Source organism: Streptomyces sp. ML-6, from assembly GCF_030116705.1.
In the GTDB taxonomy this organism is placed as follows: Bacteria; Actinomycetota; Actinomycetes; order Streptomycetales; family Streptomycetaceae; genus Streptomyces.
Map to the genome: position 1 here is coordinate 4,928,901 of NZ_JAOTIK010000001.1, position 24,947 is coordinate 4,953,847.

General features: G+C 72.5%; 26 protein-coding genes and 1 pseudogene. 8 read left to right on the forward strand and 19 right to left on the reverse strand.

Annotation, left to right across the window (positions count from 1 at the left end; translation table 11 throughout):
* The first annotated feature begins 195 nt into the window (after positions 1-195).
* The gene (locus OCT49_RS22080; RefSeq protein WP_283853562.1) at positions 196-573 is read left to right on the forward strand and encodes an STAS domain-containing protein; all 378 of its coding nucleotides are present in this window, start codon (positions 196-198) and stop codon (positions 571-573) included.
* A 132-nt stretch (positions 574-705) separates the two neighbouring features.
* Here the strand turns inward: OCT49_RS22080 and OCT49_RS22085 are convergent, their stop codons facing one another.
* The 4 genes from OCT49_RS22085 to OCT49_RS22100 form a co-directional block, all read right to left on the reverse strand.
* The gene (locus OCT49_RS22085; protein ID WP_283853563.1) at positions 706-1,023 is read right to left on the reverse strand and encodes a hypothetical protein; all 318 of its coding nucleotides are present in this window, start codon (positions 1,021-1,023) and stop codon (positions 706-708) included.
* 10 nt (positions 1,024-1,033) lie between these two features.
* Positions 1,034-2,026 carry a sigma-70 family RNA polymerase sigma factor gene (locus OCT49_RS22090; RefSeq protein WP_283853564.1) on the reverse strand — a complete coding sequence of 331 codons (993 nt, stop codon included), beginning with the start codon at positions 2,024-2,026 and terminating at the stop codon, positions 1,034-1,036.
* A gap of 249 nt (positions 2,027-2,275) precedes the next feature.
* Positions 2,276-2,992, reverse strand: coding sequence for a L,D-transpeptidase family protein (locus tag OCT49_RS22095; RefSeq protein ID WP_283853565.1), 717 nt, complete (start codon positions 2,990-2,992; stop codon positions 2,276-2,278).
* 169 nt (positions 2,993-3,161) lie between these two features.
* On the reverse strand, positions 3,162-4,484 hold the full coding sequence (locus OCT49_RS22100) for an MFS transporter (protein WP_283853566.1): 1,323 nt from the start codon (positions 4,482-4,484) through the stop codon (positions 3,162-3,164).
* A 62-nt stretch (positions 4,485-4,546) separates the two neighbouring features.
* Between OCT49_RS22100 and OCT49_RS22105 the strand changes: the two genes are divergently transcribed.
* A complete protein-coding gene (locus OCT49_RS22105) occupies positions 4,547-5,500 on the forward strand; it encodes a LysR family transcriptional regulator (RefSeq protein WP_283853567.1) in 954 nt (317 codons plus the stop codon).
* A 350-nt stretch (positions 5,501-5,850) separates the two neighbouring features.
* Here the strand turns inward: OCT49_RS22105 and OCT49_RS22110 are convergent, their stop codons facing one another.
* Positions 5,851-6,612, reverse strand: a complete 762-nt coding sequence (locus tag OCT49_RS22110) for an alpha/beta fold hydrolase (protein ID WP_283853568.1) — start codon at positions 6,610-6,612, stop codon at positions 5,851-5,853.
* Positions 6,613-6,714: 102 nt separating this feature from the next.
* Here OCT49_RS22110 and OCT49_RS22115 point away from each other — a divergent pair, with 102 nt between their 5' ends.
* Complete coding sequence (locus OCT49_RS22115; protein WP_283853569.1) at positions 6,715-7,866, forward strand: adenosine deaminase; 1,152 nt, start codon at positions 6,715-6,717, stop codon at positions 7,864-7,866.
* Positions 7,867-8,018: 152 nt separating this feature from the next.
* Positions 8,019-8,357: a hypothetical protein gene (locus tag OCT49_RS22120; protein ID WP_283853570.1), complete on the forward strand. Its 339-nt coding sequence runs from the start codon at positions 8,019-8,021 to the stop codon at positions 8,355-8,357.
* A gap of 82 nt (positions 8,358-8,439) precedes the next feature.
* On the opposite strand, the gene OCT49_RS22125 is transcribed toward OCT49_RS22120, so the two are convergent.
* The 5 genes from OCT49_RS22125 to afsQ1 form a co-directional block, all read right to left on the reverse strand.
* Positions 8,440-8,643 (reverse strand): PspC domain-containing protein, encoded by a 204-nt coding sequence (locus OCT49_RS22125; protein WP_283853571.1) that lies wholly within the window; start codon positions 8,641-8,643, stop codon positions 8,440-8,442.
* 92 nt (positions 8,644-8,735) lie between these two features.
* Positions 8,736-9,278 carry a VanZ family protein gene (locus OCT49_RS22130; protein ID WP_502963485.1) on the reverse strand — a complete coding sequence of 181 codons (543 nt, stop codon included), beginning with the start codon at positions 9,276-9,278 and terminating at the stop codon, positions 8,736-8,738.
* Positions 9,279-9,422: 144 nt separating this feature from the next.
* Entirely contained in the window at positions 9,423-10,058 is a 636-nt protein-coding gene (locus OCT49_RS22135) for a GerMN domain-containing protein (RefSeq protein WP_283853573.1), read from the reverse strand.
* Positions 10,055-11,593: an ATP-binding protein gene (locus tag OCT49_RS22140; RefSeq protein WP_283853574.1), complete on the reverse strand. Its 1,539-nt coding sequence runs from the start codon at positions 11,591-11,593 to the stop codon at positions 10,055-10,057. Before OCT49_RS22140 ends, OCT49_RS22135 begins: the two co-directional genes overlap by 4 nt.
* Complete coding sequence (afsQ1, locus tag OCT49_RS22145) at positions 11,590-12,267, reverse strand: two-component system response regulator AfsQ1 (protein ID WP_176729344.1); 678 nt, start codon at positions 12,265-12,267, stop codon at positions 11,590-11,592. Before afsQ1 ends, OCT49_RS22140 begins: the two co-directional genes overlap by 4 nt.
* Positions 12,268-12,492: 225 nt before the next feature.
* On the opposite strand from afsQ1, the gene OCT49_RS22150 reads away from it, so the two are divergent.
* The gene (locus OCT49_RS22150) at positions 12,493-13,254 is read left to right on the forward strand and encodes a SigE family RNA polymerase sigma factor (RefSeq protein ID WP_283853575.1); all 762 of its coding nucleotides are present in this window, start codon (positions 12,493-12,495) and stop codon (positions 13,252-13,254) included.
* A gap of 330 nt (positions 13,255-13,584) precedes the next feature.
* On the opposite strand, the gene OCT49_RS22155 is transcribed toward OCT49_RS22150, so the two are convergent.
* Positions 13,585-14,292 (reverse strand): uridine kinase family protein, encoded by a 708-nt coding sequence (locus OCT49_RS22155; protein WP_283853576.1) that lies wholly within the window; start codon positions 14,290-14,292, stop codon positions 13,585-13,587.
* A 63-nt stretch (positions 14,293-14,355) separates the two neighbouring features.
* On the opposite strand from OCT49_RS22155, the gene OCT49_RS22160 reads away from it, so the two are divergent.
* Entirely contained in the window at positions 14,356-14,793 is a 438-nt protein-coding gene (locus tag OCT49_RS22160) for a hypothetical protein (protein WP_283853577.1), read from the forward strand.
* Between the two features lie 201 nt (positions 14,794-14,994).
* Here OCT49_RS22160 and OCT49_RS22165 read toward each other — a convergent pair whose 3' ends face one another.
* From OCT49_RS22165 to deoC, 3 genes are read right to left on the reverse strand one after another with little or no spacing between them, the layout of a single operon-like run.
* Complete coding sequence (locus OCT49_RS22165) at positions 14,995-15,900, reverse strand: aldehyde dehydrogenase family protein (RefSeq protein ID WP_283853578.1); 906 nt, start codon at positions 15,898-15,900, stop codon at positions 14,995-14,997.
* The gene (locus OCT49_RS22170) at positions 15,890-17,329 is read right to left on the reverse strand and encodes an aldehyde dehydrogenase family protein (protein WP_283853579.1); all 1,440 of its coding nucleotides are present in this window, start codon (positions 17,327-17,329) and stop codon (positions 15,890-15,892) included. Before OCT49_RS22170 ends, OCT49_RS22165 begins: the two co-directional genes overlap by 11 nt.
* A 5-nt stretch (positions 17,330-17,334) precedes the next feature.
* The gene (gene deoC, locus OCT49_RS22175; RefSeq protein ID WP_283855900.1) at positions 17,335-18,297 is read right to left on the reverse strand and encodes a deoxyribose-phosphate aldolase; all 963 of its coding nucleotides are present in this window, start codon (positions 18,295-18,297) and stop codon (positions 17,335-17,337) included.
* A 157-nt stretch (positions 18,298-18,454) separates the two neighbouring features.
* On the opposite strand from deoC, the gene OCT49_RS22180 reads away from it, so the two are divergent.
* Positions 18,455-19,123: a PH domain-containing protein gene (locus tag OCT49_RS22180; RefSeq protein WP_283853580.1), complete on the forward strand. Its 669-nt coding sequence runs from the start codon at positions 18,455-18,457 to the stop codon at positions 19,121-19,123.
* Between the two features lie 281 nt (positions 19,124-19,404).
* Here OCT49_RS22180 and OCT49_RS22185 read toward each other — a convergent pair whose 3' ends face one another.
* Together OCT49_RS22185 and OCT49_RS22190 are read right to left on the reverse strand one after the other, a co-directional pair.
* Positions 19,405-19,980, reverse strand: coding sequence for a hypothetical protein (locus OCT49_RS22185; protein WP_283853581.1), 576 nt, complete (start codon positions 19,978-19,980; stop codon positions 19,405-19,407).
* Between the two features lie 200 nt (positions 19,981-20,180).
* Positions 20,181-20,849 (reverse strand): TetR/AcrR family transcriptional regulator, encoded by a 669-nt coding sequence (locus tag OCT49_RS22190; protein WP_283853582.1) that lies wholly within the window; start codon positions 20,847-20,849, stop codon positions 20,181-20,183.
* A gap of 85 nt (positions 20,850-20,934) precedes the next feature.
* On the opposite strand from OCT49_RS22190, the pseudogene OCT49_RS22195 reads away from it, so the two are divergent.
* Positions 20,935-22,026, forward strand: a pseudogene (locus OCT49_RS22195) (serine hydrolase domain-containing protein); the annotation flags it as partial.
* Positions 22,027-22,408: 382 nt separating this feature from the next.
* On the opposite strand, the gene OCT49_RS22200 reads toward OCT49_RS22195, so the two are convergent.
* The 3 genes from OCT49_RS22200 to OCT49_RS22210 all read right to left on the reverse strand — a co-directional run bounded on the left by OCT49_RS22200 (position 22,409) and on the right by OCT49_RS22210 (position 24,942).
* Positions 22,409-23,449 carry a DMT family transporter gene (locus tag OCT49_RS22200; RefSeq protein WP_283853583.1) on the reverse strand — a complete coding sequence of 347 codons (1,041 nt, stop codon included), beginning with the start codon at positions 23,447-23,449 and terminating at the stop codon, positions 22,409-22,411.
* On the reverse strand, positions 23,446-24,102 hold the full coding sequence (locus OCT49_RS22205) for a TetR/AcrR family transcriptional regulator (RefSeq protein WP_283853584.1): 657 nt from the start codon (positions 24,100-24,102) through the stop codon (positions 23,446-23,448). The genes OCT49_RS22200 and OCT49_RS22205 overlap by 4 nt, the downstream gene beginning before the upstream one ends.
* A gap of 162 nt (positions 24,103-24,264) precedes the next feature.
* A complete protein-coding gene (locus tag OCT49_RS22210; protein WP_283853585.1) occupies positions 24,265-24,942 on the reverse strand; it encodes a helix-turn-helix domain-containing protein in 678 nt (225 codons plus the stop codon).
* Positions 24,943-24,947: the final 5 nt, after the last annotated feature.

The following is a 24,947-nucleotide window of genomic DNA, read 5'->3' on the forward strand; positions in this document are numbered from 1 at the left end:
GGAGTTGACCGAAGATCACCGGTCCGGAGCCACGCGGAACGGCCTGGGACGGTCAGGGGGCGACGCGGAATGGCCCGGGACGGTCAGGGGGCGACGCGGAATGGCCCGGGCCGGCCGCAGACGGCCGAGGAGAAGTACCGGACCGGGCAACGATGAGTTTCGGCCGCCGCGTCGGTCTCCCCTGATGTGGAAGCCATGACCCCGATCGTTTTCGTCGTCACCGGCCGCGTCACCAGGGACGCGGTGCCGGGACTCTGTGCCGAGCTGGAGGCGCTGCTGCACGGCCCCGACGGCGCCGCCCGCGACCCGGACGCCGGGGTGGACTGCGACGTGGGCGGGGTCGTACGGGCGGACCTGGCCCTGGTCGAGGCGGTGGCGCGACTGGTGCTCGTCGCACGCCGGACGGGCGGCCGAAGGCTACGGCTGCGCAACGCGTCCCCGGAACTGCGGAACCTGCTGGACCTGGTGGGACTGGCCGAGGTGATGGACGTGACGAGCGATGCGGGCGCAACTGACGCAAGGGGCGCGCGGGACGCGAACCGCGGGACGGGCGCGGCGGAGACCGCGGGCTGACGACCCCGCGCCCGGTCCCACCCGCCGAATCCCCCTTTGCCACCTTGCCAAATCCCGGTTCGCCACCCCTTCCCTGCCCACCCCGCCCCTGCTCGACTGGCCCCTGATCGCCAGGCTTCGTACCCGTCCCGTTCAGTCCCCCTCGCCGCCGGACGGCACGGACCGGGCCGAGTCGCAGACCCTCACACCGACGGAGGCCTTCCCGTCGGCCGCGACCTTCGTCAGTGCGGCGGACGAGTTCGGGGAGGCGCTGGGGCCCGGCGGCGCCGCCACGAAGTCCCCGCAGGCGGACTCGGGCTGCGGCCCCGGCTCCGCCCCGGAGGACGGCGGCGTCACCGGGGCCGGGCCGCCGGTGGCGGAGGGCTCGCCCATCCACCGGCTCACCCCCCAGCCACCGGCCGCCAGCACCACCCAGCCGGCCACCAGCCCGTTCCGTATTCCGCGTCTCACCGGCCCGGCCTCACACCGCCGCGTCGCCGTCGAGGTGGTCCGGCAGCCCGAAGAGCGGGAACCAGCGCGGCGTGTCCAGGAAGCAGTGCATCCCGGTGATGGAGCCCTCCGAGATGTCGATGACCTGCACCGCCCACGGCACGAACCCGGGGCCTTCCGGATTCGGCTTGTAGTGGGCGAACGCCGGGGTGCCGTTGGCGGACGTCGGCACCAGGCGGGAGCCCGCGCAGCCCGCGCCGATGGAGAGCATGAAGCCGGTGATGTCGTCGTGCCCCTGGAGCCAGAGGTCGAACGGCGGCATGGTCATCACCGCGTCCTCGTGGAGCAGCGCGGTCAGCGCCGCCATGTCGTAGCCCTCGAAGGCCGCCACGTACCGCTCCAGGAGCTTGCGCTGCTCCTCGTCGAGCGGATTCGCGGTGTCCGCGGTCTTCCCCTCCTGCTCCGTGAGGGTGGCCCGGGCCCGCTGGAGGGCGCTGTTGACGGAGGCCACCGAGGTGTCCAGCAGCTCGGCGACCTCGCTCGCCTTCCAGGCCAGCACCTCGCGCAGGATCAGCACGGCCCGCTGCTTGGGCGGCAGGTGCTGGAGCGCGGCGACGAACGCCAGCCGCACCGACTCCCGCGCCACGGCGGCCTCCGCCGGGTCGGCCACCGTCGGCAGGATGCGGCCGTCCGGCATCGGCTCCAGCCAGGTGTTCTCCGGCAGCGGGTTGAGCGCTGCCCGGGCGAGCGGCGTCGGCCCCGTCAGGTCGACGGGACGGGCCCGCTTGCTGCCCGCTTTCAGCATGTCCAGACAGACGTTGGTGGCGATGCGGTACAGCCAGGACCGCAGCGAGGAACGCCCCTCGAACTTCTCGAAGTTCCGCCAGGCACGCACCAGCGTGTCCTGCACGGCGTCCTCCGCCTCGAAGGCCGAGCCGAGCATCCGGTAGCAGTAGCCGGTCAGCTCGACCCGGTGCCCCTCCAGACGGCTGTCGATGTCCGTCGTCGCCGTCAGATCACTCATCGCTCCACCCCTGTTGCGCTGTGACACCGCCCACTTCGGCACTCCGGAAGCTACAGCAGGCCACTGACAACAGGGGCGGAAAGTACCGAAGCCGCCCTTGCCGCAGCCGTGTTCCAGTCGCGTTCGGGGACGAGTTCCGGCCGACTTCCGACCGGACTCCGAGCGGGCCCCGGCCGGGCTCGGTCCGGGCCTGAGGAAGGGCCCGGGGAAGGGCCCGGGGCCGAGGTCCGGTCGGCGGGGCGGGCCGGATCAGGTGCCGGGCTTGCGCCCGTACACGTGGACGTCGTCGCCGTTCCGCAGCAACTTCCAGTACGACTTCGCGTCGGCGGGCCGCATGTTGACGCAGCCGTGCGACCCCGGCGGGTTCCACATCTTCACGCCCACCGAGTGGAACGCCTGCCCGCCGTCGAAGAACTGCGCGTACGGCATGGCCACGTGGTAGATCGACGAGACGTGGTCGATGTTCCGCCAGTAGATCTTCTTGGACCCGGTGCGGGTCTCGTACCCGTTGCGCCCGGTCCGCACCGGCACGGGGCCGAACTTCAGCTTGCTGCCGTCCTGGATCCAGCTCAGCTGCCGGGTCAGGTCGACGCAGGCGATGCGCCCCTTGTTGGTGGGGCACTTCTTGTCCTTGTTCGGGTTCTTTCCGGCCGCCTTCTGGGCGGTGAGCGTCTTCATCGTGCGCCAGGTGACCGGCCCCGCGTACCCGATGGTGGGGGTGACGCCGTACGTGCTCTGGAACGACCGGATCGCCTTGCAGTCGGCGGACGACTGCTTGCCGTCGACCGGCCGGTGGAGGTACTTCTCGACCTGCTTCTGGTACGGCCCGGTGGACTTCGTGCAGGACGCCGCCTGCGCCGACCCGCCGGTACCGATGACCAGGGCGGGCACCGAGGCCAGCCCCGCGACCGTCAGCGCGATGCCGCGCCGCAGCCGTACTCCCCGTATGTTCCCCGTGACTCCCATTACGCCGACTCCCCTTCGCGCGCCGTGAGGTGCTTCCACCTGTTGGACGCGCGCCGGGGAGCCGATGGTTGTGCGCCGTATGTCTCAGTTCCGTACGGGTACCGGATCCGGTACCCGGGCGAGTGCGGGAGGGCGGGAGGGCGGGAGTGCAGGAGGGTGGGCCGGGGATTCAGGCCCGTACGGCTGTCACCGGCGAGGTCCGGAGCCGTTCGGCGCGGGCGGCCCGCGAGCCGTACAGCGTGATCGACACGACGCCGAGCACCGCGAACAGCCCCAGCGCCACGGTCCCGGCCCAGCCGCCCGCGTGGAAGGCGACCGCGCCGAGCGTGCCGCCCGCGCTGGAGCCCAGGTAGTACGCGGACTGGTAGAGCGCCGACGCCTGGGCGCGGCCCTTGGTCGCCGTACGGCTCACGGACGAGGAGGCGACCGCGTGCCCGGCGAAGAAGCCCGCCGTGATCAGGACCAGGCCGAGGAGCACGGCGGCCAGCCGGTCGGCGAGGGAGAGGAGCAGCCCGGCGGCGGTGGTGGAGACGGCCAGGTACAGCGCCCCCCGGCGGCCGAGCCGGGCGACCAGCTTGCCGGCCGCGGCGGAGGAGACCGTACCGACGAGGTAGACCAGGAAGATCGAGCCGACGACACCCTGCGGGAGGTTGAACGGCGCCTCCACCAGGCGGTAGCCGATCACCGTGTAGACCGCGCCGAACACCGTCATGAACAGTGCGCCGATCGCGTACAGTCGGCGCAGCAGCGGGTCGGCGAGGTGGCCGCCCACGGTCCTGGCGAGGGCCTTCGGGTTCAGCGTCCCGGGGGTGAAGTGCCGGGCCCGGGGGATCATGAAGTGGAAGATCACCGCGCAGGCCAGGGCCATCAGCCCGACCGCGCCGAGCGCCGCCCGCCAGCCCCACAGCTGGGCGATCCAGCCGGTGACGATGCGGCCGCTCATGCCGCCGATGCTGTTGCCGGCCACGAACAGTCCGATCGCGGCGACCAGCGCCTTCGGCCGTACCTCCTCCGCCAGGTACGCCATCGCGGAGGCGGGCAGTCCGGCCAGTGCCGCGCCCTGGACGGCGCGCAGCGCGATCAGCCAGCCCAGCGAGGGGGCGAAGGGCACGAGCAGCCCGACCAGTACGGCGACCGTCAGCGACGCGGTCATCATCTGCCGCCGCCCGAACCGCTCGGAGAGCGCGCTCAGTGGCAGTACGCACAGGGCCAGCGCACCCGTCGCGGCGGAGACCGTCCAGCTGGCCTGGCCGGCCGTGGCGCCGAAGGAGGCGGAGACGGCGGGCAGCAGGGCCTGGGTGGAGTAGAGGAGCGCGAAGGTCGCGACGCCTGCGGCGAAGAGCGCGAAGCTCATCCGGCGGTAGCCGGGGCGGCCGGGTTCGAGACGATCCGTCGCGGCGGGCGCGGCGGGCGCGGCGGTGGCGGCGGCGGGGGACGGCTGGGACGAGGCGGCCACGACGAGCGTGGACGCCCCGGTACTGGCAGGAGGCATGTTTCGAAAGTAGACCTCTCCATTTCATGCGTCCAATGCACAAAACGGCGATAATCAATCCCATGGTGCATGAACACAGCTCACGGCCTCGGCTGTCACCGGGTAGTTACGAAGAAGACATCCGCGCCGTGCTCGCACCGCGCCTGGCCCACTTCGCGGCGGTGGCCCGCCACGAACACGTCACGCGCGCCGCGCAGGAACTCGGCGTCCCGCAGTCGACGCTGTCGCGGGCGATGGTCAGGCTCGAACAGGACCTGGGCGTCGCCCTGTTCGCCCGCAAGGGCCGCACGGTCTCGCTCACCCCGGCGGGCCGCACCTTCCTCGGCTCCGCCGAGCGGGCCCTGGCCGAGGTGGAGAAGGCCGCCGACTCGGTCCGGGCCGACGCCGACCCGGCCACCGGCAAGGTCGCCTTCGGTTTCCTGCACACCATGGGCTCGGAGACCGTCCCCGCCCTCATCCGCGCCTTCCGCGCCGACCACCCCCGGGTCCGCTTCCAGCTCGTGCAGAACTACGGCGAGGCAATGCTCGAACGCCTCCGGGCCGGCGGCCTCGACCTCTGCCTCACCTCACCGGTCCCGGACGCCCCCGACCTGGTCGCCCGCCGCCTGGACGAACAGCGCCTGCGCCTCGTCGTCCCCGACGACCACCGCCTCGCCGGCCGCCGCCGGATCCGCCTCGCGGAGGCCGCCGACGAAAAGTTCGTCACCCTGGAACCGGGCTACGGCCTGCGCCGGATCACCGACGACCTGTGCGCCGAGGCGGGCTTCACCCCCCGGGTGGCCTTCGAGGGCGAGGAGGCGGAAACCCTCCGCGGCCTGGTGGCCGCCGGCCTGGGCGTGGCCCTTCTCCCCCCTCCGGCGGTGGCCCGCCCCGGAGTCGTCGAACTGACGGTCACGGCCCCGAGAGCCGCCCGCGAAATCGGCGTCGCCTGGCTCGACGGCCACCCCGACACCCCACCGGTGGCCGCCTTCAAACGCTTCCTCCTGTCCCGCCGGGGACACCTGCTGCCGGACTGAACGAGGCCGCCGCAGCGACGGCCGGGGGCACCTTGCCGTTACGGACTCGCGCGCGGGGGCCACGCCACGGCGGCGGTGACGGCCGAGGGGATGTCGGGACCACCCCCGCACGCGCGGGGACCATTCCGGAAGGGAAGTCCCGGTGCGGGAACGGGGACCACCCCCGCACGCGCGGGGACCATAGTCCATGACCTGCGACGTTACCGCGCCCGAGTGCCGATTTTGCCCACTTTCGCAGATTCCGGCATAACGGCGATAAGGGTGGTCCCGCTCGAGTGGTCGGGCGGCCTCCGCGCGGTGCGGTCATCCTGAATCATTTGCTCAGCTCCTCAACTCCCCAAATCCCTCAGTCAGTTTCGCAAGGACTTCCCGAACCCCGCCGCCAACGGCATCCGCAGCCCCAGTGGCGGTGGGGCCGCCAAAGCGTCGGCGACCGGGCGGGCGTAGGGGTGGCCGAAGAGGGAGCCGCGGATGAAGTCGGTTGCCAGGGCCGAGACTTCGGAGCGGTGCTGGCGGAGGGAGTGGCCGTCCGAGTGGACCTCGAAGCGGCAGGTGTCGCGGTTGGTCTTCTTGGCGCGTTCGGCCAGGCGGAAGGAGAGTTCGGGGTCCGTGCGGGCGTCGTTGGTGCCGTGGACGAGGAGGACCTGGCGGCCGAGCAGGTGCTTCACCGGTTCGGGGTGGTCGGTTTCGTCCTCCGGCAGCCAGGGGGCCATCGCGAGGACGGAGTTGACCGCCGGGTGGCCGCCCGCCCGGAGGGCCGCTCGGCCGCCCATGCCGTGGCCGGCCAGGCAGACGGGGACGTCGCCGTACCGTCGTACGACCTCGTCCGCCGCCCACTCGGCGTCCGCCGCGAGGTGGGCGGCCGTCGCGTTCCAGCCGTGGCAGCGGTAACGCACCACGTGCGTGACGAGGCCGTCCTCGCGGCCCGCGCGGGCCAGGGATCGGGCCAGGGGGAGTTGGAGTGCGTAGGAGACGGGGGAGGGCCGGCGGTACGAGTCGGCCTCGCCGTCCGGGAGCAGCAGAACCACGCCGCTGACCGCTGTTGGTGCTCCGGCCGTCCTGACGGCCCGTCCCAGCCTCGCAGCAGGCAGGGGGAGTGCGCGCTGTGCCATGGCAGAACAGTGTCAGAAGGGCGGGTGTACTCCACCCGTATTCGCGGTCACTGTTACGTATCGACAAGCGACATCTACGCGCGTAGGGGCTAGAGTGCGCAGATGATGAGCCCGACCCTTCACACGCCCGGCCAGGATCAGATCCGGCGTGCCCCCAAGGTCCTTCTCCACGACCATCTCGACGGTGGTCTGCGCCCGGGAACGATCGTCGACCTCGCCCGCGCGAGCGGCTACGACGGACTTCCCGAGACCGAGCCCGACAAGCTCGGCATCTGGTTCCGCGAGGCGGCCGACTCCGGGTCGCTGGAGCGCTACCTGGAGACGTTCGCCCACACCTGCGCCGTCATGCAGACCCGTGAGGCGCTGTTCCGGGTGGCCGCCGAGTGCGCCGAGGACCTCGCCGCGGACGGGGTCGTCTACGCCGAGGTGCGGTACGCCCCCGAGCAGCACCTGGAGGCCGGGCTGAGCCTCGAAGAGGTCGTCGAGGCGGTCAACGAGGGCTTCCGCGAGGGGGAGCGCAGGGCCCGCGAGGACGGCAACCGCATCCGGATGGGCGCGCTCCTGACCGCGATGCGGCACGCCGCCCGCTCCCTGGAGATCGCCGAGCTCGCCAACGGCTACCGCGACCAGGGCGTCGTCGGCTTCGACATCGCGGGCGCGGAGGCGGGCTTCCCGCCCACCCGCCACCTCGACGCCTTCGAGTACCTCAAGCGCGAGAACAACCACTTCACCATCCACGCCGGCGAGGCGTTCGGCCTGCCGTCGATCTGGCAGGCCCTCCAGTGGTGCGGCGCGGACCGGCTCGGTCACGGTGTCCGCATCATCGACGACATCGAGGTCACCGACGACGGCGTGAAGCTCGGCCGGCTCGCCTCCTACGTGCGGGACAAGCGCATCCCGCTGGAGCTGTGCCCGACCTCCAACCTGCAGACCGGTGCCGCCGCCTCGTACGCCGAGCACCCCATCGGGCTGCTGCGGAAGCTGCATTTCCGGGCCACCGTCAACACGGACAACCGGTTGATGAGCGGTACGAGCATGAGCAAGGAATTCGAGAAGCTGACCGAAACCTTCGGATACACACTCGACGACATGCAGTGGTTCACCGTCAATGCGATGAAGTCGGCATTCATTCCTTTCGATGAACGTCTGGCGATGATCAACGAGGTGATCAAGCCCGGATACGCCGAGCTGAAGTCCGAGTGGCTCTTCGAGCAGACCGCTGCGACCAGCGTTTCTTCCGCTTCCACTGCCTGATCACTGCCTTCGCGACCGGCGGCCGGGACGAGTTTTTCCCGGCCGCCGGTCGTCTTTTTCTGCTTTTTCCGCGTGTCGCCATGTTTGCGGGAAGGTGGTGGGATGACTAATTTTCAGAGCCCACGTCCCTTTCCCCCAAGGATGAATTTCACATGAAGCAGTCTGCTGCCAGGACTCTCGGCGTCGCCGCCCTCGGCGCCGCTTTCGCCGCTGCCGCCGCGGGTACCGCCTCCGCCGCCGTGCTGCCGGGCGGCGCCGCCGCCACCACCGTCCTGCCGGCCGCCGGCGCGGCAGTGGACACCACGACCCGGACCCTGCCGGTCGAGGGCGCCGCCACCACGCTCCTCGGCAAGGGTCAGCAGAAGCTCGTCGGCAAGGCCACCGCCCCGGCCAAGGGCCTGCTCGGCGGCCTGCCCGCGGGCGGCGGCCTGAACGCCAACGGTCTGACGGCCAACGGCCTGTCGACCAGTAACCTCCCGCTCGGCGGCTGACCTCGCAGCACCTGCCGCATGCGCCTGTGGGCGGACACCCGGTCCGGGTGTCCGCCCACAGGCGCATGCGTACGTACGAAGGTCACCAGGCGGAGGCCGACGACGTCTTCTCGGACGGGAGGAACAGCCACAGCGCCAGGTAGAGCAGGCACTGCGGCCCCGGCAGCAGGCAGGAGGCCAGGAAGACGATCCGCATGGTCCCCGCGGAGGTGCCGAAGCGCCGTGCCAGCGCTGCGCACACTCCGCCGATCATGCGTCCGTCCGTGGGGCGGGCAAGTGCGGCCATGGTGGGCTCCTTCGCGAACCGTTGCGGGGAGCAGCTCCGTCGTGCTCCCGATGCATCCATGGTGGCCCGGCGAACAGGGGCAAAGCGTCGCTCTACGGGGCGACCCCGACCCTGGGAATCGTCGGGGTCGCCCCCTGAGCCGCCTCGTCCCCGGGGCGGGGCAGCACCCCGACCCGCTCCTGCTTCCGGCGCAGCCGCGCCCGGCACATGGGGACCACCAGCAGATGGGCGAACGCCACGCCGATGGTGTTCAGGAGCAGCGAGTCGACGTCGACGACCTGGCCGGGCACGCCGGTCTGCGCCAGCTCGATGCCCAGCGAGATCAGCGCGCCCGCGGCGACGGTGCGGGCCAGCGAGGCCCACGGGGAGACGAACAGCCGGCCCCCGGCCATCGGCAGCAGTACGCCGAGCGGGGCGAGCAGCAGCAGTCCCTCGCCGATCCGGCGGGTGGCCTCGACGGGGCCGAGGGACAGGTCCGCTCTGATCCCGGCGAGGGGTTGCAGATTCGAGGCAGTCATCCAGGGCACGTCGAGCGGCCGCAGGGTCAGCCACCCGACGAACAGCAGATGCGCGAGGAGGAGAGACACCCCGGCCCCGCGGAAACGGATAACGGTTTGGCCGTCCAAACCTTCCAGACCTTGACGCACGTCCCCCAAGACGCGTCGTACGGCAGGATCGGTTCCGCATAGCCGGAATCCGGCCTGGAGGCGGCCCAGGGCCGGTCCGGGGGCGGCCTGGGGCGATCCGGGGCCCGTTCGGACAGGCCCCCGCATCCGCCCTCAGGCCCCCGCGCCCGCGCCCGCGCCCACGCCCAGGTCCGGTACCGCCTGGGGGCGGGCCTTCATCTCCGAGGTGCACAGGTATCCGCGCGGCTCGTACTTCCCCGGGCCACCCAGCATCACCGTGCCGTCCGGGGCGAGCGACTCGCTCTCCGCGTACGTGCACACGATCTGGGCCAGTGCCTCGGACTGCAGGTCCTCCGGCTGCTTGGTCAGCCGCAGCGTGCCCGTCCGGTCGCCGGTGCGGGCCGGGCCGACCCGGAGGGTCTCCGGGACGGTGGTGGAGTACCCGGCCTTCCGCTCGGCGGCGGGCGGCTTCTGCCGCAGCTCGTCGAGGAGTTCCTGCGCGAGGCGGATCCGGTCCACCCCGGAACCGTCGGTCGTCCGCACCGTACGGTCCACCGTGACCAGCTGCGAGGAGCAGATCAGATAGACCTGTACGGGGACGCCCCGCAGGTCCTGCGTCGCCACGTTCTTCGCGGACGTCGTGCAGGGCACCTGGGACGGCGCGGCCCCGGCGTCCACCGGTACCGACGTGGACCTGATCCCGCAGGCCGAGAGCAGCACCGCCCCGGCCACCGCACCGGTCAGTGCCGCGGCCCGGCGGAGCGTCCGGCGGTTCTCGCTGTTCCTCATGCCTCGTCGCCCTCCTCGTCCCGGATGCCGGCACCGTCTCCCCCGGCGGGACGGGTGAGACGTTCGGCGTCCCGCGGCAGCCGCAGCACGAACACCGCGCCGTCGCCGTCCGGCGAGTTCGAGGCAGTGATGTCGCCGCCGTGGATGTGCGCGTTCTCCATGGCGATCGACAGGCCGAGACCGCTGCCGTCGGAGCGCGGGCGCGAGGCGCTGGCCTTGTAGAACCGGTCGAAGACGTGCGGCAGCACGTCCTCGGGGATGCCGGGGCCGTGGTCGCGGACCTCGATGACGAGTTCGTCGTCCTCGGTCCGCACCGCGACCCGTACCGGCGAACCGCCGTGCTTGAGCGCGTTGCCGATCAGGTTCGCCAGGATCACGTCGAGGCGGCGCGGGTCGAGGCGGACCATCATGCCGCGCTCGGCGTCCAGGTCCACCGCGTCCAGCCAGGCACGGGCGTCGATGCAGGCGGTGACCTGGTCGGCGACGTCGACGGTGTCGAGGACCAGCCGGGCCGTGCCCGCGTCGAAACGGGTCACCTCCATCAGGTTCTCCACCAGGTCGTTGAGGCGCCGGGTCTCGCTCACCACCAGGTGCACCGCGGGCGCGATCATCGGGTCGAGCCCGTCCGCCTCGTCCTCCAGCACCTCGGTGACGGCGGTCAGCGCGGTGAGCGGGGTGCGCAGCTCGTGCGACATGTCGGCGACGAACCGCCGGCTCGCCTCCTCCCGGGCGCTCATGTCCGCGACCCGCTTCTCCAGCGAACTCGCGGTCCTGTTGAACGTACGGGAGAGATCGGCCAGTTCGTCCGTGCCGGACACCACGAGCCGGGTGTCGAGCTTGCCCTCGCCGAGCTTGCGGGCGGCGTCGCCGAGCCGTTGCACGGGGCGCAGCACGGTCGTCGCCGCGGCCTGCGCGAGCAGCGCCGAACCCACCAGCGCGAGCCCGGTGGCGATCCCCAGCGACCAGGCCAGGGAGTTGAGGTCCTGCCGCTCCTGGTCGAGGGACTTCAGCATGTAACCGGTCGGGCCGCCACCGATGATCTTCGTGCCGCCCACCAGGTACGGGGTGCCCCGGATGCTGGTCCGCTGCCAGAACAGGTGGTACTCGTACTTGTTGCCGGACTTCAGCGACTGCTTCTTGTTCACCGCCTTCTGCAACGGCAGCGGCACGTTGTCGAGCGTGAAGGTGTCCAGGTCGGAGTTGCCGGCGATCGGCTTGCCGGCGTCGCGCTCGTCGACCAGCAGCACGCTGTAGCCGGGCGAGCTGTTCGCCATCTGCGTGGCCGCGTTCTGCAGGTCGTCCTTGGTGGGGTGCAACGGCAGCGCGGCCGCCCGGTTCTGCATCTCCTGACGGAAGTCCCCGAGCGCGGCGTCCTGGGTACGGGTCAGCACGGCCTCGCGGTTCAGCCAGTACGCGATCCCCGAGGCGGAGACCGCGGCGGTCAGCGCGACCAGCCCGAACACGACGACGAGGCGCAGGCGCAGACTGGTCCAGCGGAGCCCGGTCAGCAGGCGCCGCGCGGTGGCATCGCTCACTGAGGCGAGTCCAGCCGGTAGCCCACACCGCGGACGGTACGGATCAGGGTCGGCGAGGACGGCACGTCCTCCACCTTGGCGCGCAGCCGCTGCACACAGGCGTCCACCAGCCGGGAGTCACCGAGGTAGTCGTGCTCCCAGACCAGCCGCAGCAACTGCTGCCGCGACAGGGCCTGTCCCGGCCGGCGGCTCAGCTCCAGCAGGAGCCGCAGCTCGGTCGGCGTGAGCTGGAGGTCCTCCCCGTTCTTGGTCACGGTCATCGCGGACCGGTCGATCACCACGTTCCCGAAGGACGCGGAGTCGGTGGACTCGCGTTCGCCGCGGCGCAGCACCGCGCGGATACGGGCGTCGAGCACCCGGCCCTGCACGGGTTTCACCACGTAGTCGTCCGCCCCGGACTCCAGCCCGACCACGACGTCGATGTCGTCGCTGCGCGCGGTCAGCAGGATGATCGGCAGCTGGTCGGTGCGCCGGATGCGCCGGCACACCTCGAAACCGTCGATGCCGGGCAGCATCACGTCCAGCACGATCAGATCCGGCCGCTGCTCGCGCAGCAGTTTCAGGCCGTCCTCTCCCGTCGCCGCAGTGGCCACACGGTGGCCCTGGCGTGACAGCGAGAGTTCGAGGGCCGTGCGGATGGCGTCGTCGTCCTCGATCAGCAACAGGAAAGGCACGCTGGTCATTCTGACCCATGGTGGAGCCCCAGTTCGACCGTTGCGGTCCACTCGTGCCTCCGGCGCACCTCCGACGCACCTCCCGCGTACCCACGGTGCGGCTCCGGCGCGCGGGCGAAGTCCCCTGTGACAGGCCTGTGACAGTCGGCGGACAGGGTCATGAAACTGCCCCGGCAAGCTCTTCGGCACAAGGAACGGACGGACTCCACCGATGGGGGGCGCGAGATGAAGGCAGCTCACAGCATCACCGCAAGCGCAGTTGTCACGCGTCTGCACGACGTCGGTCGGAGCATCGAGAAGTCCGGCACTTCGAACGGGCGGGGGTGCGTTCGTGGTGCCGGGCGTCAGCACACGTCGTACATGACGGTGGTTGACGCACCTGTGGGGGGCAACGGGGGGAACAACGGGGGCAACGCGTACGGGGAGGGCACGGGGGAGCGGAAGGTCCCGGCGCAGGCCGAGAACGCCGAAGCGGCGTTCACCGCCTACGTCCGGGAGCGCCGCGCCTCCCTGTACGCGACCGCCTACCACCTGACCGGTGACCGGTTCGAGGCCGAGGACCTGCTGCAGAGCGCCCTCTTCTCGACGTACCGGGCGTGGGACCGGATCAGCGACAAGGCGGCGGTCGGCGGCTACCTGCGCCGCACCATGACGAACCTGCACATCAGCGCCTGGCGCAGGCGCAAGCTCAACGAGTACCCGACCGAGGAGCTGCCGGAGACGGTGGGCGACACGGACGCGATGCGCGGCACGGAACTGCGCGCCGTGCTCTGGCAGGCGCTGGCGCGGCTGCCCGAACTCCAGCGCACGATGCTGGTCCTGCGTTACTACGAGGGCCGCACCGACCCGGAGATCGCGTCCATCCTCGACATCAGTGTCGGCACGGTGAAGTCCAGCATCTGGCGGTCGCTCCGCCGGCTGCGCGAGGACGAGGTCCTCAGCTTCGGCCGTGACCAGGAGGAGTCCTTCGGCGAGCTGGTGGCCTGAGGCGAGGGGGAAAAACGGGGGGACCCGAGGGGGAAACCACGGGGGACAACGGGGAATCACGGGGGCGCCGCTTCGGGGGAGGCGGCGCAGCACGGGGAAAAGTCGCGGGGTCGGACGGGCCGGGGGGTCCTGTCCGGCCCCGTCGGCATGAACAGGGGCTTTGCGGGACCGGTTTCCGCACGGTACGGGTCCGTGGCCCCGGATTCCGTGCGGTACGGGCCTGCGACCCGGTTTCCGCACCGTACGGGCCCGTGGGCCCGGGTTCCGCACGGACCGGGCGCCCCGCGAGGGGCCGAGGGCGCCCGGGGTGCCGGGCCCCCGGCCCGGGTGTCAGGCCGTTTCGCGCGAGACGGGCGCGCGGCGGCACCGTCCCGCCGCCGCGGCGGCCAGGCGGCCCAGCGCCTCCTCCTTGCCGCACGGGTACGCGCCCAGGGCCGTCTGCCGGGCCACGATCCGGCGTTCCGCCCGCATCAGGCGCCAGCCGCGGCGCAGCAGGAACGGCACCGACTTGCGGCCCTCGCGCAGGTCCCGCAGCAGCCGGCGGCGGAACGTCGTCGTCGGGCGGCCGCGCAGGCACAGCGCGTCGGCGAGCACGCCCAGTTCCTGGCAGCGCGCGACTATGTCGGCGGCGAAGATCCCCTCGGCCACGAACAGCGGTGTGCGCTCGATGTGGAGGGTCTCCCGGTCGATCCGCGAACTCGTGGCGATGTCGTAGACCGGGACGTCCGTGCGTCCCGTGCGGCACAGTTCGACGATCGCGGCCACCGCGCCGTCCGCGTCCCAGGACTGTGCGGAGTCCCAGTCGATGTCCGTGCTGCCCGGAACGAGCGGCAGCGTGGGGTCGTCGCCCTCCTTGTAGAAGTCGTCCAGGCGCAGCACCGGCAGATCGGTGCGGGCGGCGAGGGAGGACTTGCCGGAGCCGGAAGGGCCCGCGAGGAGCACCACGCGGGTCGGGATCGGTTGGGAATTCACAGGACACGAGTGTGAGGCATCCACCCGCGCAGGGGATCCCCCGGTACCCGTGTTGGTATCCAGCATCACATCTCAACTACTCTGCGCACTCAGGTGGTTACTCGATCGTCTCGATCAGGTGGGAAACACATGGCACGTCATGCACTTTCCAAGTCCCCGCGCCGCGCCCTGCTGAGGGCAGGCCTGACCGTCACCGCGGTGGGTGCCGCGCTCGGCGCGGGAGGCGCGGCGGCCCAGGCGGCACCGGCCCCGGCGCCCGCACCGGCCGCCGGTGCGCAGGACACCGGCCTCGGCACGGACGTGGACGCGGCGACGGGCGCGGTGACCGGCGCGGTGACCGGGTCGCTCGGGCCGCCCCTGAAGCACGGCATCGCCCCCGTCACGCATCTGCAGCTCGACCCGCTGGCCAGGACGGGCACGGACCCGCTGAACAACGGGGTGGAGACCCAGGTCGCCGACTTCCAGCCGCTCTCCACGACCGTTCTGACCGACCCGCTGACCAGTGGCGGCGCGCTGAAGGACCTGCCGGTGGTGGGGCAGGCGGCCCAGGTGCTGCACGGCGGCTGAGACGACGGAGGCCCGCCCCGCCGGGATTCCCGGAGGGGCGGGCCTCCGCCCGGCCGCACGGGCCGGCCCGTGGCGAGGGGGAGCGCACGGGCCGGCCGGCGGCACGGCGAGGGGCGGTCGGCGACCCGGAGGCCACCCGACAGCCCCTCAGTACGAGGAGCCGGACATGTCCTCAGTGGTTGCGAGGAGTCCGACCCGTCCTCAGTACGAGGAGCCCGACACGCCCAGTGCGCCCGTCGGGTGCCAGACCGTCTTCGTCTCCAGGAAGGCCGTCAGGCGGTGGATGCCGGGGTCGGCCGTCCAGTCCGCGGTGCCGTCGCCGTCCGTGTCCTGCGGGCGCAGGACGCGCTTCAGGTTGTCCGCCGCCGCGATCTCCAGCTCCTTCGCGAGGTCGGCGTCCGCTCCCGTGAGGTCGATGGCGTTGACGTCCTGGTGGGACGCGAGCGGGGTCGCGATCTCCGCCGTCCGGCCGGACAGGACGTTCACCACGCCGCCCGGCAGGTCGGAGGTGGCGAGCACCTCGCCCAGGGAGAGCGCGGGCAGCGGGCGGTCCGCCGAGGCGACGACGACCGCGGTGTTGCCGGTCGCGATCACCGGGGCGATCACCGAGACCAGGCCCAGGAACGACGACTCCTGGGGGGCCAGGACCGCGACCACCCCGGTCGGTTCGGGCGTGGACAGGTTGAAGAACGGGCCCGCGACCGGGTTCGCCCCGCCCACGACCTGGCCGATCTTGTCGGTCCAGCCGGCGTACCAGACCCAGCGGTCGATCGCCGCGTCCACGACGGCCGCCGACTTGGACTTCGACAGGCCCTCGGCCTCCGCGACCTCCCGCACGAACTGGTCCCTGCGGCCCTCCAGCATCTCCGCGATGCGGTGGAGGACCTGGCCCCGGTTGTACGCCGTGGCGCCCGACCAGCCGCCGAACGCCTTGCGGGCGGCCACGACCGCGTCGCGCGCGTCCTTGCGGGAGGACTGCGGGGCGTTCGCCAGCCACCTGCCCTTGGAGTCGGTCACCTCGTACACCCGGCCGCTCTCGGAACGGGGGAACTTGCCCCCGACGTACAGCTTGTAGGTCTTGAAGACGCTCAGACGGTTATCGGACATCGAGGTACGCCTCCAGGCCGTGACGACCGCCCTCGCGGCCGAAGCCCGACTCCTTGTAGCCGCCGAAGGGCGAGGTCGGGTCGAACTTGTTGAACGTGTTGGCCCAGACGACGCCGGCCCGGAGCTTGTTCGCCACCGCGAGGATGCGGGAGCCCTTCTCCGTCCAGATGCCGGCCGAGAGGCCGTACTGGCTGTTGTTGGCCTTGGCGACCGCCTCGTCGGGGGTGCGGAAGGACAGCACCGACAGCACCGGGCCGAAGATCTCGTCGCGTGCGATGGTGTGCGCCTGGGTGACGTTGGTGAACAGCGTCGGGGCGAACCAGTAGCCCGTGGAGGGCAGTTCGCAGGGTGCGGACCAGCGTTCGGCGCCCTCCGCCTCGCCCGTCTCGGCGAGCGCGGTGATCCGGGCCAGCTGCTCCGCGGAGTTGATCGCGCCGATGTCGGTGTTCTTGTCCAGCGGGTCGCCGAGCCGGAGCGTGGACAGCCGGCGCTTCAGGGAGTCCAGCAGCTCGTCCTGGATCGACTCCTGCACGAGCAGGCGCGAACCGGCGCAGCAGACCTGGCCCTGGTTGAAGAAGATGCCGGTGACGATGCCCTCGACGGCCTGGTCGATCGGGGCGTCGTCGAAGACGATGTTGGCGCCCTTGCCGCCCAGTTCGAGGGTGACCCGCTTGTCCGTGCCGGCGACCTGGCGGGCGATGGCCTTGCCGACCGCGGTCGAACCGGTGAACGCGACCTTGTTCACGTCCTCGTGCGCGACCAGGGCGGCGCCCGCGTCCCCGTAGCCGGGAAGGATGTTCACGACGCCCTTGGGCAGGCCCGCCTGACGGCAGACGTCCGCGAAGAACAGCGCGGACAGCGGGGTCGTCTCGGCGGGCTTGAGGACCACCGTGTTGCCGGTGGCGAGCGCCGGGGCGATCTTCCAGGCCAGCATCAGCAGCGGGAAGTTCCACGGGATGACCTGGCCCGCGACGCCGAGCGGGCGCGGGTTCGCGCCGAACCCGGCGTGGTCCAGCTTGTCGGCCCAGCCCGCGTAGTAGAAGAAGTGCGCCGCGACCAGGGGGAGGTCCGCATCGCGGGTCTCCCTGATCGGCTTGCCGTTGTCGAGGGTCTCCAGGACGGCCAGCTCGCGGCTGCGCTCCTGGATGATCCGGGCGATCCGGAAGAGGTACTTGGCGCGCTCGGAGCCGGGCAGCGCCGACCACTTCTCGAACGCCTTGCGGGCCGCCTTCACCGCCCGGTCCACGTCGGCCGCCCCGGCCCGTGCGACCTCGGAGAGCACTTCCTCGCTGCTCGGCGAGACGGTCTTGAAGACCTTGCCGTCGGCCGCGTCGGTGAACTCGCCGTCGATGAACAGGCCGTACGAGGGCGCGATGTCGACGACCGAGCGCGACTCGGGCGCGGGGGCGTATTCGAATGCAGATGCCATGGGGATCAGTCCACCGTCACGTAATCGGGGCCGGAGTAACGGCCGGTGCTGAGCTTCTGACGCTGCATCAGCAGGTCGTTCAGCAGGCTGGAGGCGCCGAACCGGAACCAGTGGTTGTCCAGCCAGTCCTCGCCCGCGGTCTCGTTCACCAGCACCAGGAACTTGATCGCGTCCTTGGAGGTGCGGATGCCGCCGGCCGGCTTCACGCCGATCTGCACGCCGGTCTGCGCCCGGAAGTCGCGCACCGCCTCCAGCATCAGCAGGGTGTTCGCGGGCGTGGCGTTGGTGGAGACCTTGCCGGTCGACGTCTTGATGAAGTCGGCGCCGCCCAGCATGCCGAGCCAGGAGGCGCGGCGGATGTTGTCGTACGTGGACAGCTCGCCCGTCTCGAAGATCACCTTCAGGCGGGCGTCGGGGCCGTCGGGCCGCGCGCACTCGGCCTTCACGGCGAGGATCTCCTCGTAGACCTTCAGGTAGCGGCCGGAGAGGAAGGCGCCCCGGTCGATCACCATGTCGATCTCGTCGGCCCCGGCGGCCACGGCGTCGCGGACATCCGCGAGCTTCACGTCGAGCGCGGCGCGTCCGGCGGGGAAGGCCGTCGCCACGGAGGCCACCTTCACGTCGGAGCCGGCCAGCGCGGCGACGGCGGTGGGCACCATGTCGGGGTAGACGCAGACCGCCGCGGTCCGCGGGGTGGTGCGGTCGGTCGGGTCGGGGTTGAGGGCCTTGGCGGCGAGGGCCCGGACCTTGCCCGGGGTGTCCGCGCCTTCCAGGGTCGTCAGGTCGATCATCGAGATGGCCAGGTCGATGGCGTACGCCTTGGCCGTGGTCTTGATCGAACGGGTTCCGAGGGACGCGGCACGCGCTTCGAGGCCGACGGCGTCGACGCCGGGCAGCCCGTGCAGGAAGCGGCGCAGCGCACTGTCGGACGCGGTTGCGTCGGCGAATGCTGGAGCTGTGGTGGGCATGGTCACCAGGGGAGCATATCTACGCGCGTAGCGACCTGTACAGGGGCCCGGCCCCCCGAGAGGTGCGCGGTGGGTGGTGCGGCGCGCGCGGCGGCGGGTGCGCGGTACGGGGCGGCCGCCCCGGCGCCGTTCGGGACCGTCAGGCAGAATCGGGCCCATGACGAGCCCCACACCGCCCGCCGAGCCGGTCTACGCCGACCGGACCTTCCGCTCGCCCGCCGGGATGGTCGGAGGCGTTCTGCTGCTCCTGCTCATCTGCTGGATCGGCGGGGACGCCCTGTTCCGGGGAAGCGGCCGGGTGCCGTGGCTGGCGCTGGCGGGGGCGCTGACGGCGGTGCCGCTGATCGTCGCGTTCACGCTGCGGCCCGTGGTGTCCGCCAACGAGCAGCGCATCCGCATCCGCAACCCGTTCCGGACGATCACCATGCCGTGGACCGAGGTCGCGGACCTGCGGGCCGGGTATTCGAGCGAGCTGTTCACCGAGGGCGGCGCCAAGTACCAGCTGTGGGCGGTGCCGGTCTCGCTGCGGCAGCGGAAGAAGGCGGCCCGGCAGCAGTCCCGGCGTTCGCTGGACGACCCGTACGACCGGACGTCCGCGACCGCCGACGTCCGTGACACCAAGGCCCGGATGGCGACGGCCGACCAGACCATGGCGGACCTGCGGGAACTGGCGGAGCGCGCGAAGGCGGGCGCGAAGTCCTCCTCGGCCGCTTCCTCCTCGGCGGAGGGCGCGGAGTCGGCCGTGTCGGTGCGCTGGGCGTACGAGGTGATCGCGCCGGCGGTAGTGGGTGCCGTGCTGCTGGCGATCCTTCTCGCGACCGGCTGAGGCGGGCTGCTGAGGCGGGACCCCGGAACCCCGGGACCCCAACAGACCTGAACAGACCCGAGCCGGCGGGAGGGCCTGAAGGCCATCCAGGGCGGCCGTCCCGTCGGACAGGGGTGAGGCCCCGAACCTGCGCGGTTCGGGGCCTCACACGTGTACATGGGGGCCGGTGTCCACACAGACGGCGCCCTGGCCGATCGGCTCCGGCCGGTTGCCGGGGCCCGTTCCCCGGTCCGTCGCGGGGACGCCGGATTTCCCGATGTCCCCGCGCGGGCCGTCCGGCCTCAGCGGCCTCCGCCCCCACCCGGTCGGACCGGGCCGCAGAACAGGGTCGTCGCGCTCTGGACGCCTGTCGCGAAACCGTTCAGGAAGTCCTGATCGGCGGGGGCGATCCCCTGCCGCTGCCGGGCCTGGCGTCCTGTCTGACAGGCCTCCTTGCCCTCCTGGAAGCCGGAATCGAACCCGGTCTGGAAGGGAGTCTTGCCCGTGGACGCCGGCTCCGTGTCCGTCTTCGGCGGGGTGGTGGAGATCGGGTTGTTGCAGACGGCGCTCCTCCCCGAGGCCACATCCTGCGCGAGGTAGGACGGTGCCGTGAATGTGCCCGAGAGCGAGAAGCCGCCGCCCGCACTGGCGCTCGTGTCCGCGAAGCCCCGCCCGCCTTCGACGATGTGAACGGGCCCGAAACTGGAGAACCCCGAACCCGTGAGCCGGTTGTTGGGGAACCCGGCGGTCACCTGGCAGAACTGGCTGGGCACGAGCGAGGGCGAGGTGTCCGCAGCCTGCGCGGAGCCGCTCGGAAGCAGCGCGAACGAGGCACCGAGCGGCACCGTGAGCAGGGCGAAGAGTCGCTTGTGACGCATGATCTCCTCCTTTGGCCTGGGCAGATCGGACCCAGCATCGCCGTCCCCCCGTGACAGGAGCGTGACCGCATCGCGACGGCAGCCCGGCCCTCCGAGGAGACGGCAGCCCGGAATCCTCCGGGGACCAGCCCGGCCGGGCGCGGGCAGGTGCTCGTCCACGACCAGGGCCGCGAACACGGCGGCCACGGCCGCCGGCGCGATCACGCGCCGGCGGCCGTGGCAGCGTTCCCGGCGGGGTACTGGCGGCACTCCCCGGTGAAGACGGTGGCCAGTTCGGCGGCGATCAGCGACGCGCACAGCTCGGCCGCGGGCACCCCGTTCACCCCGGCGGGATCGCGGTAGACCTGCAGGGCCAGCCCCTCCGTCACGGCGGTGAGACGGACGGCCGCGGGCCACGGGTCCAGTTCCTCCTCGACCTCGCCGCACTCCTTGCCGTTGTGCACGGCCCGCGCGATGTCCTCGCGCAGCCGCCGGGCGGTCTCCACGTCGACCGCGGCGAGGGCGGGGTTGTCCAGCGCGCGACCGGCGAACGCCCGGGTGACCCGGAACTCGGTGCGGCGCGTCTCGTCCAGCGGGACGAACTCGGTCATCGCCTCGGCCAGCACCTGTGAGATGGGCCGGTGGTGCTCGATCCCGGCCCGGATGCGCTCGTCGGCCCGCCGCCGGATGGCCGCGCTCACCTCGCCGAACGCGTGGAGCAGCATCTCGTCCTTGGTGCGGAAGTAGTGCTGCACCAGCCCGACCGACATCCCGGCCCCGGCGGCGGTACGGGCGACGGTGACGGCGTCCAGCCCGCGGTCCGCGATCAGCGCGCAGACGGCGACGGCGATCTGACGGCGGCGTTCCTCGTGGTCGGAAGTTCTCGGCACTTGATAACCGTATCACCGTACGGTAAAAACCATATCGCCATACGGTTATCCAGCCCGCCGCCCGGCGGGACGACGGGGGACCCCCATGCGTTTTTCCTCACGGCGGGCCGCCGCGTCCACGGCCGCCTCGCTGTTCTGCCTGCTCCTCCTGCTCCTGTGCGTACCGGCCGCCCCGGCCGGTGCCGCGCCCGCGGGCCCCGCTGCACCGGCCGGGGCCGAGCGTTTCGCCGCGATCGACTCCTACGTCCGGGACCGGATGAGGGCCACCGGGGCGCCCGGGGTCGCCTACGCGGTGGTCGGTCCCGACGGGCCGGTCCACCGGCGGTCCTGGGGGAGCGACGGCCGGGGCGATCCGGTCACGGCCGACACCCCGTTCCTGTGGGGTTCGGTCGCCAAGCCGGTGGCCGCGACCGCCGTGCTGACGCTCGTGCAGGACGGCCGGCTCCGCCTCGACGACCGGGTCGTCGACCATCTGCCGGACTTCCGGTTCGGCGGCCCCGGGCACGCCTCCCGGGTCACGGTCCGCCACCTGCTCGCCCAGACCACGGGCCTGCCCGGGTCGGCCACCTTCGCGGTCGCCGACTGCTTCGACGCCGACTGCCCGGGCCCGACGGAGCGCGTCGGCGCGCTGGACGACGTACGACCGCTCGGCCCGCCCGGCACCCGGTACGCCTACACCAGCGCCAACTACCTGGTGCTCGCCGCCGTGGTCGAGTCCGTCACCGGCCGCCCCTTCGCCGAACACCTCCGGCGCTCCGTGCTCGGCCCGGCGGGCATGGACGGGGCCATCGCCGACCGGGCCTCGGCGCGGAGGCGGAACCTGGCGCCGGGGCACCAGTACCTGTGGGGCGGGCCGGCCGCGATCGCCGACGGCGTGGACGACGGCGGCGCCGCCTACGGCTACCTGGGCGGCGACCTGAACGACCTCGCCGCCTTCGCCTCGCTCCAGCTCCGGCAGGGCAGGACCGCCGACGGCCGCACCGTGCTCACTCCCGGGTCCGTACGGCTGATGCGCGAGGAGGGCAGGACCGCCGACGGCGTGGGCACGGGGTACGGGCTCGGCTGGCGGGTCGGCGGGCTCGACGGCCCGCTCGACGACGCCCTCTGGCACACGGGCGGGACCCCCGGCTACTCGGCGATGCTGTTCCTGCTGCCGGAACGGAACCTCGCCCTCGTCCTCGAACAGAACCTGTACGGACTCCTCCAGGACGAGGCCGTCATGGAGGTCGGCTTCGGCGCCGCCCGCATCCTCGCCGACGGCCGGACCCCCGGGAGCGGCGCTTCCTCGTCCCTCTACCACTGGGCGGTGTGGGGGACCACCGTGCCGGCCGCGGCCCTGGTCCTCGCGGCCGGACGCTCGGCCCTGCTCCTCCGCCGCCCGGCCCCCGCGTCGCGCCGCATCGTTTCGACCGTGCTCTGGTGCCTCGCGGGCGGGGCGCCCCTGATCGCCCTGGCCCTGGTCGCGGACCGGCTGGGCCCGGGGCAGCTCGCGAACTGGGTGCCCGACGTCGCCGTCTCCCTCTGGACCGCGGTGGCCGCCGGAGCCGTGACCGCGCTCCTCAGGATCGCCCTCGCGGTGCGCGGCGCCCGCGGCCGGGGGACGGTACCGAGGCCGGGGCCGGGGCCGGCTCCGGCGGGAGCGGGCCGGCCCGCCGCCCCGCACGCGGACGGCGCAGGGGGCGGGAAGGGGTGGTCAGGACGCCGAGGCAGGCGATGACGAGCACGATCCCGGCCCAGCCGAGCGCGGGCAGGTGCTCGCCCACGACCAGGACCGCGAGCACGGCGGCCACGGCCGGCTCCAGCAGGGACAGGGTCGTCGCGGTGCTGACCGGGATGCGGGCCAGGCCGAAGCCGAACAGGACGTACCCGGTGAACATCGGCACCAGCGCCATGTAGAGGCCGACACCCGCGTTCGTCCAGGAGGCGAGCAGCGGCGCGCCGGTGACCAGCAGGACCGGTACGAGCATCAGCCCGCCCAGCCCGAACACCGCGCCCATGGCCGCGCGGGAGGCGATGCCGCGTGCGATGAGGTGGTGCGCCGCCCACGCGTACACGGCGTACGTCGCGCCCGCGACCAGCCCGAGCGCCACGCCGACGACGGTCCGCCCGGCGGAGCCCGTACCGCTTCCCACACCGGCCCCCGCGGCCTCGGCCGCACACAGCAGCACGGTGCCGGTCAGGCCCAGCGCGGCACCGGCCGTCCAGCGCCGGGACAGGCTCCGCCGGTCGGCGACCCGTTCCAGCAGGGCGGACGCCAGTGGGGCCGAGCCGATGGAGACGACCGTCCCCACCGCGACCCCGGCCAGCCGCATCGAGGTGTAGAACGCCAGCGGGTACAGGGCCACGCCCGCCCCTCCGAGGAGCACCGTCCGCCACCGCGCCGCCAGTGCCGCGCGGTCCCGCACGATGCGGCGCCCGGCCAGCAGGGCCTGGAGCAGTCCGCCCGCGCCCATCGCCGCCGCGCCGATCGCCAGCGGCCCCACCTGCGGTGCCAGGGTCGCGGCGGTGCCCGTGGTGCCCCAGAGCACCGAGGCGAGCAGCACGGCGAGCACGCCCGCGCCCGCCCCGGCGGCGGTGTGCCCGTCGGCCGGCCGGGTCACAGCCCGTCCACCAGGGACTCCGCCAGGGCGCGGGCGCGCCGCATACGGGTGCCGTCGCCCTCCAGGCCCGCCCGCACGATGGCCCCTTCGAGCAGGAACGCCAGGTGTTCGGCGACATCCCGGACCTTCTCGTCGAGCGCTTCCCCGTCCGGGGCCCTCTCGTCGCGATCGGACGGCTCCCGGTCGGACAGCAGCTCCCGGAGGTGGGTGACGAGCAGGCCCTCGACCTCCTCCTTGTGCCGGCGCACCACGGCCCGGCCCTCGTGCCCGGTGGGCAGTTCGGCGGCGGCGTTGAGCAGGCCGCAGCCGCGGAAGCCGTGCTCGTAGGCGAGGCCCGCGTGGTCGGCGTAGGCGTCGAAGACGGCCAGTACGGCGTCCCGGGGGGTCCGGGCGTCGGCCAGCCGCCGCCGGTAGAGGCCGAGCCACTCGTCGTGCCGGGCGCCGAGGTAGGCGGTCACGAGGTCGGCCTTGGAGGCGAAGTTGTTGTAGAGGCTCATCTTCGCCACACCGGCCTCGGCGGTGATGGTGTCGATCCCCGTGGCCGCGACGCCGTCGGCGTAGAACCGGCGCGCGGCGGCTTCGAGGATGCGTCCCCGCGCGGGCCCCCCACGTCGCTTCACCGGCGGCTTTCCGGCGGACCCGGCCTCGGTCATGGCTGCCCCTCTCCCTAATTGGGTAGACCAGTCTACCTAATCATGTGGGCATGCGCCTTCCTGGGCGGTGGGGGGAGAGGGGGCCGTCGTTCCGGAGGGGTGGGGCCGTGCGCGGCGGATGCCGCCCGGCCGTCGCGCGGGGCGGCATCCGCCGCACCCGGTCTAGGGTTCCGGGACCAGGGACCAGAAGCGGTCGACGATGTCCTCGATGTAGCGCCGCCCGTCCTCGCCGGAGGCGCTGGCGCCGCCGGCCCGGCTGAGCGTGGCCGCCATGAGGCCCTGGTACTCCTGGTGCATGGTGCGCAGGGGGTCCTGGAGGCTGCGGCGGTCCGCGGAGACGAGACGGGCGATGGAGCGGATGTGGGCCTGCCAGCGGGTGGAGACGGCCTCGGTGAGGAGCTGGGCGAGCTCCTCCTCGCGGCCGGTGATGGCGATGAAGTCCCGCGGCGGGAGGTTGAAGAGGGCGCCCAGTTCGGCGGAGTGCCGCTTGTCGCCGGTCCAGACGCCGGTCTCCTCCATGTGGCGGTAGGCGTCCAGGGGGAGACCGGTGGCGCGGGCGACGTCCTCGGCGGCGAGCCCGCGGGCCATCCGGTGCTCGCGCAAGGTGTGGGGGGTGCCCATGAGTTCGCCGGGGGTGCACCACAAGGCGGCGGCCAGGGCGGCGACTTCACCGTCGGCCGGCAGAGCGGTGCCGCGTTCCCATGCGGTGATGTGGTCGGGGGTTATGTGGGTCATTCCGTATGAGGCGCGCATGCCGTAAGCGACGTGACCGGGTGCCATCCCGAGTTTCTCGCGCAGGATGCGGGCGGCGCGCGCGTTGAAGGGGAGTGGTGGATGCACGCGCC

Bases quoted from the DNA above. Each gene is read 5' to 3' on its own strand.
- OCT49_RS22080 (WP_283853562.1), top strand. From the start codon at position 196: ATGACCCCGATCGTTTTCGTCGTCACCGGCCGCGTCACCAGGGACGCG.
- OCT49_RS22090 (WP_283853564.1), bottom strand. From the start codon at position 2,026: ATGAGTGATCTGACGGCGACGACGGACATCGACAGCCGTCTGGAGGGG.
- OCT49_RS22095 (WP_283853565.1), bottom strand. From the start codon at position 2,992: ATGGGAGTCACGGGGAACATACGGGGAGTACGGCTGCGGCGCGGCATC.
- OCT49_RS22100 (WP_283853566.1), bottom strand. From the start codon at position 4,484: ATGCCTCCTGCCAGTACCGGGGCGTCCACGCTCGTCGTGGCCGCCTCG.
- OCT49_RS22105 (WP_283853567.1), top strand. From the start codon at position 4,547: ATGGTGCATGAACACAGCTCACGGCCTCGGCTGTCACCGGGTAGTTAC.
- OCT49_RS22110 (WP_283853568.1), bottom strand. From the start codon at position 6,612: ATGGCACAGCGCGCACTCCCCCTGCCTGCTGCGAGGCTGGGACGGGCC.
- OCT49_RS22115 (WP_283853569.1), top strand. From the start codon at position 6,715: ATGATGAGCCCGACCCTTCACACGCCCGGCCAGGATCAGATCCGGCGT.
- OCT49_RS22120 (WP_283853570.1), top strand. From the start codon at position 8,019: ATGAAGCAGTCTGCTGCCAGGACTCTCGGCGTCGCCGCCCTCGGCGCC.
- OCT49_RS22125 (WP_283853571.1), bottom strand. From the start codon at position 8,643: ATGGCCGCACTTGCCCGCCCCACGGACGGACGCATGATCGGCGGAGTG.
- OCT49_RS22135 (WP_283853573.1), bottom strand. From the start codon at position 10,058: ATGAGGAACAGCGAGAACCGCCGGACGCTCCGCCGGGCCGCGGCACTG.
- OCT49_RS22150 (WP_283853575.1), top strand. From the start codon at position 12,493: ATGAAGGCAGCTCACAGCATCACCGCAAGCGCAGTTGTCACGCGTCTG.
- OCT49_RS22155 (WP_283853576.1), bottom strand. From the start codon at position 14,292: ATGCTGGATACCAACACGGGTACCGGGGGATCCCCTGCGCGGGTGGAT.
- OCT49_RS22160 (WP_283853577.1), top strand. From the start codon at position 14,356: ATGGCACGTCATGCACTTTCCAAGTCCCCGCGCCGCGCCCTGCTGAGG.
- OCT49_RS22165 (WP_283853578.1), bottom strand. From the start codon at position 15,900: ATGTCCGATAACCGTCTGAGCGTCTTCAAGACCTACAAGCTGTACGTC.
- OCT49_RS22170 (WP_283853579.1), bottom strand. From the start codon at position 17,329: ATGGCATCTGCATTCGAATACGCCCCCGCGCCCGAGTCGCGCTCGGTC.
- deoC (WP_283855900.1), bottom strand. From the start codon at position 18,297: ATGCCCACCACAGCTCCAGCATTCGCCGACGCAACCGCGTCCGACAGT.
- OCT49_RS22180 (WP_283853580.1), top strand. From the start codon at position 18,455: ATGACGAGCCCCACACCGCCCGCCGAGCCGGTCTACGCCGACCGGACC.
- OCT49_RS22185 (WP_283853581.1), bottom strand. From the start codon at position 19,980: ATGCGTCACAAGCGACTCTTCGCCCTGCTCACGGTGCCGCTCGGTGCC.
- OCT49_RS22205 (WP_283853584.1), bottom strand. From the start codon at position 24,102: ATGACCGAGGCCGGGTCCGCCGGAAAGCCGCCGGTGAAGCGACGTGGG.